Here is a 14,803-nt window from a genome sequence, read left to right on the forward strand (position 1 = left end):
TGAACCCTCAGGTAAAAATACTAAATTAAGTTATTCACTATTCACCCATTTTTTCCAATCAGCACTATCTGGTTTTAAATAAATGAACCCCGCCCAACACGATATCCCCAATAGCCGTTTGCCAGCATGGGGAGTGTTATTGGTGATTATTGGCAGGTTTGTCTTTATCATCAAAAGACAAATATCGCGAAGAGTTGTCAGGAGTAATTATGGAAGTGAAATGTCCGGTGTGTGAAACCCCATTACAGCAAACAGACTCGGGCGCGCGCTGCGAAACCTGCCAGCAGGATTTTCGCCTGGAAGCCCACTGCCCGGATTGCCATAAGCCGCTGGAAGTTTTAAAAGCGTGTGGCGCAGTCGACTATTTCTGCCAAAACGGCCACGGATTGATTTCGAAGAAACGCGTCGATTTCGTGCCTGTTGCGAACTAAGTTCTAACTTTTCGCAACCGTTTTACGCTTGCGAGCAGGTTTCACCGGTGTAATGCCGGTGACCTGGCTTTCTACCCAACCATCCTCCAGACGCGTCGTTAGCGTATCTCCGGAATGCACTTGTTTGGTCTTTTTCAGCACTTTGCCGTCTGTCGCCGTAGTCACGCTATAACCACGCGCAAGGGTTGCCAGCGGGCTGACTGCTTCAAGCTGCGCAATAGCGGTGCCAAAGCGCTGGCGCGTATTGCTCAGGCGGGCAGTCACAACCTGCGATAAGCGATATTCAAGCTGTTGCAAGCGAGTCTGCGCACGGTGAATTCTTGGCTGCGGTTGTTGTTGATTCAAACGTTGCATCAGGCGTTGCTGCTGCTGAGTGGTGCGGCGCAGTTTGGCATCCATTGCTCCATTCAGGCGCTGTTGCAAGCGCTCGAGCGTAGTTTGCTGGCGAGCTAAACGCAGCTGTGGATGTTGTTGTTGCAAACGATGATGTAAGCGGGTGAAACGCTGCGAGCGCTGGGCGAGGTAGTAATCCATCGCCATTTCCATGCGTTGCTGTTGCGACTGAATCTGGCGTAACAGCTCCACCTGATTACGGCTAACAATTTCTGCCGCTGCAGAAGGGGTCGGAGCACGAACATCGGAGACAAAATCGGCGATCGTGACGTCAGTTTCATGGCCTACGGCGCTAACTACGGGAATTTGACTGGCAAATATGGCGCGAGCCACGCGCTCGTCGTTAAAACTCCACAAATCCTCCAGCGAACCACCGCCGCGCCCAACAATCAACACGTCGCACTCTTTGCGGAGGTTGGCCAATTCGATAGCACGCACGATTTGCAGTGGCGCATCGGCGCCCTGAACCGCAGTGGGGTAAATGATCACTGGCAACGAAGGGTCACGACGTTTCAGGATATGCAGGATGTCATGCAGTGCGGCACCGGTTTTTGAGGTAATGACCCCAACCTGATACGCAGGGGTTGGCAATGGCTGCTTATGAATTTGGTCGAATAAACCTTCAACGGTGAGGCGCTGTTTTAATTCTTCATACTGCTGCTGCAACAGCCCTTCACCGGCAGGTTGCATACTTTCTACGATGATTTGGTAGTCACCACGCGGTTCATACAGTGTGAGCGTGGCGCGCACCAAAACCTGCTGCCCGTGTTGCGGACGGAAGGTGACGCGACGATTGCTGTTGCGGAACATCGCCCCACGAATTTGAGCGGTATCGTCTTTGAGTGTGAAGTACCAGTGACCGGAAGCCGGTTGGGTAAAGTTGGAAATTTCACCGCTGATCCAGACTTGCCCCATCTCTTGTTCCAGCAGCATACGCACCGTCTGATTCAGGCGGCTGACAGTAAAAATTGCAGGGGTATTTTTCGTTGGCATGTGACCTGGATCAAATTCTAAATCAGCAAGTTATTCGGTCGATAGTACCTTTCGTATTCGTCTTGGCAAGGAGTTTTCTTAAAAAAGTGTGGATGCAATCGATTCCGCTCTGTATAATGCCGCGGCAATATTTTATCTGTTCTCATTCACCCCAGGTTGAGATATTGCCATGCTACGAATCGCTAAAGAAGCACTGACGTTTGATGACGTTCTCCTCGTTCCAGCTCACTCTACAGTTCTGCCTAACACGGCCGATCTCAGCACCCAATTGACCAAAACTATTCGTTTGAATATCCCTATGCTCTCAGCAGCAATGGATACCGTAACGGAAGCCCGTCTGGCCATCGCATTGGCTCAGGAAGGTGGACTTGGTTTCATTCACAAAAATATGTCTATTGAGCGCCAGGCTGAAGAAGTCAAACGCGTGAAAAAACACGAAAGTGGCGTTGTAACTGACCCACAGACCGTGCTGCCGACTACCACTCTGCACGAAGTTAAAGAACTCACCGCACGTAATGGTTTTGCGGGTTACCCTGTGGTCACTGAAGCCAATGAACTGGTCGGTATTATTACCGGTCGCGACGTTCGCTTTGTCACCGACTTAAACCAGCCTGTTAGCGTGTACATGACCCCGAAAGAGCGTCTGGTTACCGTGAAAGAAGGCGAAGCTCGTGATGTCGTGCTGTCTAAAATGCACGAAAAGCGTGTTGAGAAGGCGTTGGTCGTTGACGGCAATTTCCATCTGCACGGTATGATCACCGTAAAAGACTTCCAAAAAGCGGAACGTAAACCTAACGCCTGTAAAGACGACCAGGGCCGTCTGCGTGTTGGGGCGGCCGTAGGCGCAGGTGCGGGCAACGAAGAGCGTATCGACGCTCTGGTGGCCGCTGGTGTCGACGTTTTACTGATTGACTCCTCTCATGGTCATTCCGAAGGCGTTCTGCAACGTATTCGTGAAACTCGCGCTAAATATCCTGACCTGCAAATCATTGGCGGCAACGTTGCTACAGCCAATGGCGCGCGTGCGCTGGCTGACGCTGGTGTGAGTGCGGTTAAAGTCGGTATCGGCCCAGGCTCCATCTGTACCACTCGTATCGTCACTGGCGTGGGTGTTCCGCAAATTACTGCGGTTGCTGATGCTGTTGAAGCACTGGAAGGCACAGGCATTCCTGTTATTGCTGACGGCGGTATCCGCTTCTCTGGTGATATCGCTAAAGCTATCGCGGCGGGCGCATCTGCTGTGATGGTTGGCGGCATGCTGGCAGGAACTGAAGAATCTCCAGGCGAAATCGAACTCTACCAGGGCCGTTCTTTCAAATCCTACCGTGGTATGGGTTCTCTGGGTGCTATGTCTAAAGGTTCTTCTGACCGTTACTTCCAGACTGACAACGCAGCGGACAAACTGGTACCGGAAGGTATCGAAGGCCGCGTGGCTTACAAAGGCCGTTTGAAAGAGATCGTTCACCAGCAGATGGGGGGCCTGCGTTCCTGTATGGGTCTGACTGGCTGTGGTACCATCGACGACCTGCGTACCAAAGCGGAATTTGTACGCATCAGCGGTGCGGGTATTCAGGAAAGTCACGTCCACGATGTGACGATTACTAAAGAGTCCCCGAACTACCGTATGGGCTCCTGATTCTCCTCGCCCGGCTTTATGCCGGGCGATTTTCTTTATCTGTTTCACTTGCCTTGGAATAAGCGTCAATGACGGAAAATATCCATAAACATCGCATACTTATCCTTGATTTCGGTTCTCAGTATACTCAACTCGTTGCGCGTCGTGTGCGCGAGCTTGGCGTTTACTGTGAGCTGTGGGCATGGGATGTCACGGAAGCACAGATTCGTGATTTCAATCCAAGCGGTATCATTCTTTCTGGTGGACCGGAAAGTACTACCGAGCAGAACAGCCCACGAGCGCCTGAATATGTCTTTACTGCAGGTGTGCCAGTATTTGGTGTGTGCTACGGCATGCAGACCATGGCGATGCAGCTCGGCGGCCATGTTGAAGGTTCCAGTGAACGTGAGTTCGGTTACGCGCAAGTTGAAGTGAAAACTGATAGCGCATTGGTTCGCGGTATCGAAGATTCCCTGAGCGCCGATGGTAAACCGTTGCTGGATGTCTGGATGAGCCACGGCGATAAAGTCACTGCGATCCCGTCTGACTTCGTTACCGTTGCCAGCACCGAGACTTGCCCGTTTGCGATTATGGCAAACGAAGAAAAACGTTTTTATGGCGTGCAGTTCCACCCGGAAGTGACCCACACCCGTCAGGGTCAGCGTCTGCTGGAGCGTTTTGTTCTGGATATCTGTGGCTGCGAAGCGCTGTGGACTCCGGCAAAAATCATTGAAGACGCGATTGTTCGTCTGCGTGAACAAGTGGGTAACGACAAAGTTATTCTGGGCTTGTCTGGTGGCGTGGATTCTTCCGTTACCGCTATGCTGCTGCACCGCGCGATTGGCGACCGTCTGACTTGCGTATTCGTGGATAACGGCCTGCTGCGTTTGAACGAAGCTGAACAAGTGATGGACATGTTTGGCGACCACTTCGGCCTGAACATTGTTCACGTTAAAGGTGAAGAACGCTTCCTGTCTGCGTTGGCGGGCGAGAACGAACCAGAAGCGAAACGTAAAATCATCGGCCGTGTGTTCGTTGAAGTGTTCGATGAAGAAGCACTGAAACTGGAAGATGTGAAGTGGCTGGCGCAGGGCACCATTTATCCGGACGTTATCGAATCTGCTGCCTCTGCGACCGGTAAAGCACACGTCATCAAATCTCACCACAACGTGGGCGGCTTGCCGAAAGAGATGAAGATGGGTCTGGTTGAGCCGCTGCGTGAGCTGTTCAAAGACGAAGTACGTAAAATTGGTCTGGAACTCGGCCTGCCGTACGACATGCTTTACCGTCACCCGTTCCCGGGGCCAGGTCTTGGTGTGCGCGTATTGGGCGAAGTGAAGAAAGAATACTGCGACCTGCTGCGTCGTGCTGATGCCATCTTTATTGAAGAACTGCATAAAGCAGATCTCTACAACAAAGTAAGCCAGGCATTCACCGTGTTCCTGCCAGTTCGCTCCGTTGGCGTGATGGGCGATGGTCGTAAATACGATTGGGTTGTCTCACTGCGCGCAGTGGAAACCATCGACTTTATGACCGCGCATTGGGCGCACCTGCCATATGATTTCCTTGGCCGCGTATCCAACCGTATTATCAACGAAGTTAACGGCATTTCCCGCGTGGTTTACGATATTTCTGGCAAACCGCCAGCGACTATCGAGTGGGAATAACCCGTCTTTAGGCATAACTGTCACTATCTGGCAGTCGATTGCTGACAAAGGGTGATGAACGGGTTTTGTAGGGTGGATAAGCGTTTGCGTCATCCACCATTTTCGCCAGTTTTGTCGGATGACGCTGCGCTTATCCGACCTACGAAAAGGTTTGTCATCAGTCGAAGCCCATTTTTTAATGGGCTTTTTTTATGATGTAATTTAACCAAGCCGCGCATGCAGCCAGGGAAGGAGCTGTTTTTTGCGACTTAACATTCCGGCGATGGTGCAGGGGGCATTATCGGCAAGTGCAGGGCCAGCAAAATAGAGCCTTGAGCACTCAGCGCTGATATCGGTCAGCATCAAAACCACCAGGTCAGCCCCGGATGTGGTGACCCGCTGTTCCATCGCTAATTTAAGTTCATCCATAAGCGGTTCTACCTGGTCCAGCGAATATAATTCGAGTTGTGCAGCTAGCACTTTATTCCCCGAAATATCAAACATTTTACTGTCTTTATTCAGCAACTCTTCTGCGCTCAAACCGACAATATCTGTCTTCGCGGTCAGTAAATCACGAATGAAATCTTCCCGATCTACTTTTGCCAGAGAGCAGAGCTCATCAATGGCCTGGCGATCGTCGTCAGTGGTGGTCGGCGAGCGAAGTGCTACGGTATCACTCAGCGCGGCTCCTAACAGCAAAATGGCTTCGCCAGGGGAAATCTCACGGCGAATAGCTGGGGTCATCAACTGCCATAACAAGGTCGCACTGCTGCCGACAGGTTTTATCCAGACTTCAGGGGGGAGTTGAGTGATTAGGCCGCCAAGACGGTGATGGTCGATAATCCCGACAACATTGCTTTCACTCAGTGACGCAGGCCCCTGAGCGGGTTCGGTGAAATCAACCAGCCAGACATCTTTGCCCGCCAGGGAATCATCAAGCAGCGGCGGAGGCGTCAGGCCCGCATGGCGAAAAATATAGGCTGTTTCTGGGTTTAATTCACCGAGGCGAAATGCCTGAGCATTTTGCCCTTTAATCGTCAGCCAACGCGCAGCCATGTATGCAGTGCAGACCGTATCGCTGTCGGGATTCAGATGGCCAAAGACATGTATCATTTAATCTCTCCTGGTCACAAATTTATTCTTCGCGCTTCATGGCGGGTCGTTAGAGTATAGGTCGCCATCCGCAGTCATTTCACAATGTTCAGGCGAGCAGAATCGACCACCTGTCTGGCGGTTAGAATATCAATGTTTTGAGGTGAGGCGTTACCGGCTAGTGTTATCCACAGACAAGCTGTTTTGCTGTGTTTCTACTTTGTCCTGATGATGGTACCAGGCACCGATAGCAGAGTAGACAAAACGGCCAAAAAGGAAGAGAAAACTGATGAGCAGAATAATGCGGGTCATACGATTGTTAAACTTATGTCGTCTTCGCATACTCGTAACCTGTGTCACGCAAATGAACCTTGATGTTTACCCGTCAACCGCGGGCGACGGTGGTATTTAGACACAGCGTTACTTGAAGGTCAAATGCCGGACATCTCAGAGTCATTTACGGAATCATTCACCCTTGTTATATGAGCATATCTTAATATTGGCTGATTAATATATATACAGTCATTGTTTTGAATTCTTTACTCAAGAAATGAAAACTCCGGCAAGAAGTTGATATAGATCACCTTCATCAGATAATCCCTAACTAAAATCTGCACTCCGTTCCATAGCAATATGGCTTATCGACCAGGCAGGATTCCTGTTCGGAGTTTACCCAGGCTGGATGACAGGGTTTTTGGCGACAATCAATGTATCTGGCAAGCTGGTATCAGAAATCTAAAAACAAATGGTGGGCGCTTCCTTTGGTGCTGCCAAGTATTCTGCTGCCCATCGCGATGTGGTGTAACGCCCATACCATCATGGATGGCGGGCTGGTGTTCCTGGTCTACATGCCGCTTGGTTTGATGACCGCATTTATGTTGATTTTCGGATGGACGGCCCTGCCGGGAATTATGCTTGCGCTATCGATCTGCTTTATTCCATTTAGTGGTGAGTTTGCCCCATTAATTGCGGTCATACATTTCTTAATTCCCATAATGATAAGCTGGGGTGGCTATCGTATTTTTGTGCCCCGACGCAATTCAGTTATGTTTGGTGTCATCACCCTTACAGCACCACGCATGATTTGGTTGATACTGATCAACTCATTGATTTTTTTGGCTATCTACCAGTTTGGTATTTTCTTTGGCTGGTACCAGGTTGCGGGCCAAAACAGTGTAGAAAATCTTTTCCATGCCAGGACATTAATCAATTTTCAGGCAGTGCTGATTGGTTGTTTAACCGGTATACCGTTCTTTTATATCGTCATCCGGATGTGCCGCAATCCGCGTTTTGTTTTCTCGTTTATTTCGCGAATGAAAGCGCAGATGCAGTCGGGGGTGACGAAAACGGAGATGGCACTTTGGGCCGCATTTGTCGTCCTTCTGATTAGCCTGCTGTTATTGCCAAATAATGATTACAGCACCATTTTCACCACCGATTACACGCTAACGCTCATTCTGCCGGTCATGCTGTGGGGTGCAATGCGTTTTGGTTTCCTGTTTATCACCACCATCTGGACCGTTATTTTAACTATCCTGTGCAGCGGTTTTCATAACTACTTGCCGCCCTACATGGGCTTTCAGCTCCATCTGGCTATAGCTTCATCGTGTTACGCCGTCTTCTCGGTGACTATTTATCTGATGGCGGTTGTTACCACTCGCCAGCGCTTTCTGCATAGAAAAGCACGCCGTGTTGCGTTTATTGACCCCGTCGTACAGATGCCAAATTTACGGGCACTTAACCGCGAATTATCCACTCATCCGTGGTCGGCGTTAGCTTTTTTGCGTGTGCCAGAGCTAGAGCTTTTAGGGCGTAACTACGGCGTACAACTACGTATCCAATATAAGCAGCAGCTCAATGATTATCTGCAACCTTTCTTGAGCAATAACGAAAATGTTTATCACCTGTCAGGCCATGAATTGGCAGTGCGCGTAAATTATGATTCGTATCATGAGCGCATTGAGTCTCTTGATCAGCATGTGAAAAAATTTCGCTTTATGTGGGATGGCATGGCGATGCAGCCACAAGTGGGCATCAGTTATTGCCATATTCGCCAACCCGTCACCCACATTTACTACCTGCTGGGCGAACTCAGCACCATGGCTGACTTGTCGCTAACGACCCTAAAACCAGAAAGCCTGCAGCAACAGGGGTCAAACCATGTGCAGAACGCGGTGAGAAATAAAGTCGCAATGATGAACCGCCTGCAGATAGCGATTGATTCCGGAAGTTTCGTGTTGATGGTGCAGCGTATCGAAGGGATCCGCGGCGATAATTATCATGAAATATTGCTGCGTATGAAGGGCGATAACGCAGGGGATAATCTGTTTATGCCTGACGCGTTTTTGCCGGTGGCACATGAGTTTGGCTTATCTTCTAAAATCGATAGATGGGTATTAGAAGCCACATTGAAATTTATGAATAACCATCGGGAACAACTCCCCGGCAGCCGTTTTTCCATCAACTTAACTCCGGCATCGGTGGGACGATTGCAGTTCGCCAGTGAAGTGAAAAACTTGTTGAAATGCTACAGCATTGAACCCTGGCAGCTTATTTTTGAAATTACTGAAAGCAACTCGTTAACTAATATTGAACAGGTCAATGCGACGTTGAACGCATTACAAAATATGGGGTGCCGGATAGCGATTGATGATTTTGGTACCGGTTACGCCAGTTATGCACGTCTGAAAGATATTAATGCGGACATCCTCAAAATCGACGGCAGTTTTATTCGCAATATGATGACCAGTAGCCTGGATTATCAGATTGTGGATTCTATCTGTCAGTTGGCACGCATGAAAAAGATGCAGCTGGTGGCTGAGTATGTTGAAAGCGAACAGGTCAAAGCCGCCGTGCAAAGCCTCGGAATCGATTACGTTCAGGGCTATTTGATAGGACGCCCGCAACTGCTTGAAACTCTGCTTGAGCAGCCAGATAAGGCGTAGAAAGTAATAAACGCCCTGATGGGCGTTTTAGATGGCTGACAACGGTCATTAAACAGGTGTTGTAGGGGGGATAAGCGCTAGCGCCATCCGCCATTTTCGCCTGTTGTTGCAGATAAAAGTGTCGGATGACGCTGCGCTTATCCGACCTACGAAGAGGTTTGTCATCAGTCTGAAACGCCCATCAGGGCGTTTGTGCTTTTTGCTGTCAGGCAGCCACGTTCGGGCTGACTTCTTCTTCGATTGATAGCCGCCATCCGGGAGTACTCTCCCAATATTGCTGTTCACGCTCTAAATCCAGCAACACCAGCGTGTTTTGGCTGAACCAGTCGTGTGGAAAACGCAACGTCCAATGGCTTTCATCCGTTTCCAGCACCAGAGTCGGTGGGGTGGTGGTGGCCTGGCGCTGGTTATTAAGCAACACGCCGAGGCGCAGGATCTGAATTAACGGCAAGAACTGCTTTTTCTTAAACAGGGTAAAGCGTGGTAGATCGTCAATCTTTATCGCTTTACGATGATAGCGCACCAGGGAAGCTATCAACATCTGCTGTTCCTGGTTAAACCCCGGCAAGTTGCTGTGTTGCAGAATATAAGCTGAATGGCGATGTAACCCGCTGTGATTAATATTCAGCCCCACTTCGTGCAGCATCGCAGACCATTTCAGTAGTGCGCCCATCTGGGGATTGGCCAGTTTCGGGTTTTGAATCTCCCACTGCTGATACATATGCTCGGTGGTTGTCAGCACCCGCTTAGCCTGATCACTATCGATATGGTACTGATCTGCCAGGCTTTGCGCGGTACGAATACGAATGTCCTGATGGCGGAAACGGCCTTCCATTTCATACAGCACACCTTCGCGAAGCGCTCCGTCAGACAGACGTAATTCACGAATTGCCAGTGAATCAAACACGCCGCAAAGAATCGCCAGACCCGGCACAAATACCGCTTTTCGTTCTTCGGATAACCCCGGCAGGCTCATGGCGCTGAAACTCTTGTACTTCAATACTTCATCGCGCAGCATTTCCAGGCGTTCAGGGGTAATTATTCCGTCTTTCTCACCCATATTCACCAGCACTTCATGAGCGGCTTTGATGGTGCCGGAAGCGCCCATCGCCACATTCCAGCCTTGCAAGCGATACTGCCAGGAGAGATTCTCCAGTTTTTGCACTGCGGCAAGGCGCGCACGTTTGAAGTTTTCTGGCGTGATATTCCCGTTGGGGAAAAAGTTTTGCGCAAAGCTCACGCAGCCCATACGGCGGCTTTCGACCAGCTTCGGTTCAAAATCCTCGCCAATCACCAGTTCAGTGGAACCCCCTCCAATATCAATCACCAGTTTGCGGCCTTTTTCCGGCTGGGTATGTTCCACACCCATGAAAATCAGACGCGCTTCTTCGTTACCGGAAATAATTTCAATCGGGTAGGGAATAACCTGCTCGGCGCGTTTCAGGAACGCTTCGGCGTTGACCGCCTGGCGCAAACTATGCGTACCGACAATACAGACGTTTTCGGCTGAGAACCCTTGCAGGCGTTCAGCAAATAACGCCAGGCATGACAGCCCACGCTCCATTGCTTCTTCGCTTAACTCGTTATCAGCATTCAGACCATCAGCTAAGTGGACGCGTTGTTTCAGGCGCCCGATAATTTGCATCGCGCCATCAACCACACGGGCGATAACCATGTGGAAGCTGTTCGAACCAAGGTCTACCGCGGCAAATTCTTGCGGTCGTGGAGCGTGTTTTTTTATCGGCATGGCGTTATTCAGGTTGTTCCAGAGATTTGATGTAATCGTAAATCGCCAGTTGCGAGCGCACCTTGCGGCGGTTGCCACGCGGCACATAGCGATTACTGAGTTCTTTGTCGATGTAGCGCGCTTTCACCGTATCACTGAATAAAATTTCAATGATATCCAGCACCCGCTGTTTCAGGCGCGGGTCGAGAATAGCGACGGCTACTTCAATGCGGTAATCAATGTTACGGGTCATCCAGTCGGCGGAGGAGAGATAGACTTTCTTATCGCCACCATTTTCAAAAATATAGACGCGATCGTGTTCCAGATAACGGTCAACAATACTGATCACGCGGATGTTATCGCTGATGCCTTCCAGATTAGGGATTAACGAACACATTCCCCGCACCAACAGATTCACCTTCACGCCAGAGCTTGACGCAGCATACAGCCGGTCTACCAGCCCTTTATCGACCAGATTATTCAGTTTCAGAGTAATGCCAGACGGTTGTCCGTTTTGCGCATTGGCAATTTCTTTATCGACCAAATCGTACAGCAGGCGGCGCGAGTTTTGCGGCGAGACCATCAGGTGCTCAAAGGTCACCGGACGATACGGGTTTTCGATAAAGTTGAATACCCGGCGTACTTCATTAGTGATACGTGCGTCACAGGTCAGCAACGAATAGTCAGTATAAAGACGGGCGGTTTTCTCGTTAAAGTTGCCGGTGCCGATGTGGGCATAACGCACCACTTCCTCACCTTCTTTACGGGATATCAGGAATAACTTGGCGTGAATTTTCAGCCCAGGTGCGGAGAAAATAACGTGCACGCCGGCTTCCGTCAGGCGTTTTGCCCAATGAATATTGGCTTCTTCGTCAAAGCGCGCCTGCAACTCAACCACCACGGTGACTTTCTTGCCGTTATGCGCGGCGTGGATCATCGACTCAATGATGCGCGAGTCTTTTGCCACACGGTAAATATTGATTTTTATCGCCAGTACGCTGGGGTCGAACGAGGCCTGACGCAGCAATTCCAGCACATGCTCGAACGTGTGATACGGATAATAGAGCAGCACGTCGCGATTACGGATCGCATCAAAGCCGTTGCGGAATTTGTCGAACCAGATATGACGCAGGCGCGGCAGCGGTTTGTTGATTAAATTGGCTTTGCCGACATTCGGGAAGCTAATGAAATCTTTAAAATTGTGATACCGACCACCAGGAATAATAGAGTCGTAATTAGTGATGGTGAGCTTATTACGCAGCATTTCAACCATCGCGTCGGGCATATCTCGCTGATACACAAAGCGCACCGGTTCGGCGGTCAAACGCTGTTTCAGGCTTGATGACATCAGTTCCAGCAGGCTGGATTCCATTTCGGTGACCAGATCATATTCTGCGTCACGAGTCATTTTCATCGAATACGCGTTTAATGAGTCGTAATCGAAGAAGCCTTTAAAAATGTCGTCCAGGCAATAGCGCAGAATGTTATCCAGCAGGATCATCGGCTTGCGGCGGCGTGGTGCTTCCGGTGGAAGATTCACAAAACGCGGCACTTTATCGGACGGGATTTCCAGCAAGGCGTAGCGGATGTCGCTGCCCTGGATAATTTCTACCGCCAGATAGGTGTAATCATCTTTCAGGAACTGCACCAGGTCGGTGTCGTGGTTAATCAGAATCGGGGTGATGTGCTGGCGCAGATAATGTTTAAAGTAGTGGCGCAGCCAGTTTTGCTGATTTGGGGAAAGCTGGCGTTCGTTGATCAAAAATATCTGATTACGCGCCATTTCCAGCAGCAGATCGTTGTATAAGCCATCAAATTCTTGATCGGCTTTCAGCACCCGCGCCTGAATTTTATTGAGTAAATGACGCGAATTGGGCGCCGTACCTTGTTCTTCACTGATCAGAATGCGCCGTTTGAGTTCAGCGAAACGGACTTTGTAAAACTCATCAAGGTTATTCGAATAGATGCCGAGAAAACGCATTCGCTCAATCAACGGATTAATTTTATCCGCTGCTTCCTGGAGCACACGTTCGTTAAAAGACAACCAGCTCAGTTCTTTTTCGATATACAGCTTATCCTGACCCATTAGCCCTCACTTGCGTTTTCGTGGACGTTAAATGCCGTCACGTTGGACATTATGGCGAGCTTTGGCGGGGATTGTCCAATGCTGGGGTCTGAATAACTTCAGGTATAGCGCATGACTCTGTGAGAAAGGAAACAGTCACAGGCGAAACTATAAATTAAAATAGCGTTTTAAACTGTAGTAGGAGTAGGGAATGTGGGAAACACGGGCGCTTGAACTGAACAACCAGGAGCTATGGAACTGGCATCAAGCCTGCCAGTTTGTCGATTACGCTTGTGCACATAACTTTAATACCGTGGTGATCGGGCAAACCGATCTGCTCGGCAAGCTTGTCACTCCGGCGGGCTACACTCCTGCGCAATACAATGACCGTATCTCCGTGCATCAGCGTTGCTGTTGCGTTTACCTGAATCGGCTTGCTCAGTATTGCAAAGCGCGCGGTCTGCGTTTTTATCTGCAGGCTAAAGAGCTAGGCTTTCCGGCTGATTTACTGCTCCATCAACCGCAATTATTCGATGGTCACGGCGGCCTGCGTTTTGATGTTGATTTCTGGAGCCAGTATCTGGCCGATAAACTGGCGCTGGTGTGCCAGCAGATTCCCGCGATAGATGGCCTGCTGCTGGCCATTTCCAATACCGACAGTCTGGTGCCGATAGCCACGCCTGACTGGAAAAAGAACGTGGCGCAGCAAAAAAAATCGGCCAGCTCGGCGCTTTATCGTTGCTGCTTTAATGCTGCCGCTCAGGTCATGGCTCGCCATCACAAACATCTGGTACTGCGTCTTTTTCCCGCCAGTATCGACGGCGTTGAACCGGTTCTTGAAGCTATCACCGGTTTACCTGCTGATGTGGCGGTGTCGATAAAACTGACACCAGAACGCTTCTGGCCCGAATTCCCTAATAACCCGGCATTGCTGGCGATTACAGACCGCGAAGTCTGGGCGGAAGTCGATGCCGCAGGCGAAGAGGTCTGCTGGGGAAATCTGCCGTTTATCCGCGTTGATGAAATCCAGGGGCGATTACTGTGGTGCCGGGCCAGCAATCCGGCGATCAAAGGTGTGTTATGCAAAGCCAGTTGGGAAGGTATCGATAACCACTGTGTGATTGGCACGTTAAGTGAATTTAATCTGTTTAGCTGCGCCAAATTTCTCGATCCCCAGGCTCCGTCAGAGAATATCGCGCAACTGCTGAAACGTTGGTTACTGGAATGCTGGCAATGGCCGGCGGATGAACAACAGCTTCTGGTACTAATGGGGTTATTTGAACAGGCGCATCAGGTGATTTACAGCGCTATTTATGCCCGCCACCATGTTTTTCATCGTCACAGCTTGTTGCCTGAAAGCTACGGCCAGGTGGTCTGGAGTTTGTACGGGCAACTTAACCGTAACCACTGGTTGCCCGGTTCTGCTGATGACATCGTCTTTGCAAGCCAGGATGCGGTAGGGGCTTCACGGAAGCTGTCGTTGATTGCTGCCGAGAAAGATCTCGCCTGGCAAGGGGCGGAAAATGCACAGCGCCAGGCATTAGAATTCGCGAAACATGCTGGCTTCCCGCCAGCATTAGCGCAACGCTGGCAAACGGAGTGGCAGGGGCTGTTTTTATATTGCCGGGCGTTTATTCATGCGCAGAAAGCCTTTTTCACCCTGCACTACGCGCGTGAAGTTGAAAACAACTGGAGCCTACGTGAAGTTTGCCAGGCCAATATTCAGGCTTTGTATGGCACCGCTCATGAGATGGAAGATTTCTGTGGCAAATGGAGTGACATTCCTCCGGCCATTCATGTGATGTTTGATGCCGGGCGCGCCCGCGCACTGGCCGGGAGTTTAAGCAAAGAGTTAGCGAAATTGTCAGGTTAGGGGGAGAAAAGGTGGATAAAGCAA

The 14,803-nt window shown here is 50.2% G+C and carries 10 protein-coding genes; 5 read left to right on the top strand and 5 right to left on the bottom strand.

The genetic code is table 11. The features are described 5' to 3' along the window. Positions 1 to 209: 209 nt before the first annotated feature. Positions 210 to 431: a zinc ribbon domain-containing protein gene (locus tag D8682_RS21610; RefSeq protein ID WP_121815108.1), complete on the top strand. Its 222-nt coding sequence runs from the start codon at positions 210 to 212 to the stop codon at positions 429 to 431. Positions 432 to 434: 3 nt separating this feature from the next. Here D8682_RS21610 and xseA read toward each other — a convergent pair whose 3' ends face one another. After that, complete coding sequence (gene xseA, locus D8682_RS21615; RefSeq protein ID WP_121815109.1) at positions 435 to 1,817, bottom strand: exodeoxyribonuclease VII large subunit; 1,383 nt, start codon at positions 1,815 to 1,817, stop codon at positions 435 to 437. Positions 1,818 to 1,986: 169 nt separating this feature from the next. Between xseA and guaB the strand changes: the two genes are divergently transcribed. Together guaB and guaA are read left to right on the top strand one after the other, a co-directional pair. Then, positions 1,987 to 3,453 (top strand): IMP dehydrogenase, encoded by a 1,467-nt coding sequence (guaB, locus tag D8682_RS21620; RefSeq protein WP_064544475.1) that lies wholly within the window; start codon positions 1,987 to 1,989, stop codon positions 3,451 to 3,453. Positions 3,454 to 3,521: 68 nt separating this feature from the next. Further along, entirely contained in the window at positions 3,522 to 5,099 is a 1,578-nt protein-coding gene (gene guaA, locus D8682_RS21625) for a glutamine-hydrolyzing GMP synthase (RefSeq protein WP_064544477.1), read from the top strand. Positions 5,100 to 5,300: 201 nt separating this feature from the next. On the opposite strand, the gene D8682_RS21630 is transcribed toward guaA, so the two are convergent. Together D8682_RS21630 and D8682_RS21635 are read right to left on the bottom strand one after the other, a co-directional pair. Further along, a complete protein-coding gene (locus D8682_RS21630; RefSeq protein ID WP_121815110.1) occupies positions 5,301 to 6,191 on the bottom strand; it encodes a manganese-dependent inorganic pyrophosphatase in 891 nt (296 codons plus the stop codon). A gap of 150 nt (positions 6,192 to 6,341) precedes the next feature. Further along, positions 6,342 to 6,512 carry a YfgG family protein gene (locus tag D8682_RS21635; protein ID WP_083963314.1) on the bottom strand — a complete coding sequence of 57 codons (171 nt, stop codon included), beginning with the start codon at positions 6,510 to 6,512 and terminating at the stop codon, positions 6,342 to 6,344. A 365-nt stretch (positions 6,513 to 6,877) separates the two neighbouring features. Here D8682_RS21635 and D8682_RS21640 point away from each other — a divergent pair, with 365 nt between their 5' ends. Beyond that, positions 6,878 to 9,115, top strand: a complete 2,238-nt coding sequence (locus D8682_RS21640; RefSeq protein WP_121815111.1) for an EAL domain-containing protein — start codon at positions 6,878 to 6,880, stop codon at positions 9,113 to 9,115. Between the two features lie 205 nt (positions 9,116 to 9,320). On the opposite strand, the gene ppx is transcribed toward D8682_RS21640, so the two are convergent. Both ppx and ppk1 read right to left on the bottom strand, forming a co-directional pair. Then, on the bottom strand, positions 9,321 to 10,862 hold the full coding sequence (gene ppx / locus D8682_RS21645) for an exopolyphosphatase (protein ID WP_064544483.1): 1,542 nt from the start codon (positions 10,860 to 10,862) through the stop codon (positions 9,321 to 9,323). A 4-nt stretch (positions 10,863 to 10,866) separates the two neighbouring features. Then, entirely contained in the window at positions 10,867 to 12,927 is a 2,061-nt protein-coding gene (ppk1, locus tag D8682_RS21650; RefSeq protein ID WP_064544485.1) for a polyphosphate kinase 1, read from the bottom strand. Between the two features lie 190 nt (positions 12,928 to 13,117). Between ppk1 and D8682_RS21655 the strand changes: the two genes are divergently transcribed. Beyond that, on the top strand, positions 13,118 to 14,779 hold the full coding sequence (locus tag D8682_RS21655) for a hypothetical protein (RefSeq protein ID WP_121815112.1): 1,662 nt from the start codon (positions 13,118 to 13,120) through the stop codon (positions 14,777 to 14,779). The last annotated feature ends 24 nt before the right edge of the window (positions 14,780 to 14,803 follow it).

The sequence above is a fragment of the Buttiauxella sp. 3AFRM03 genome, assembly GCF_003675305.1.
Taxonomy (GTDB): Bacteria; Pseudomonadota; Gammaproteobacteria; order Enterobacterales; family Enterobacteriaceae; genus Buttiauxella; species Buttiauxella ferragutiae.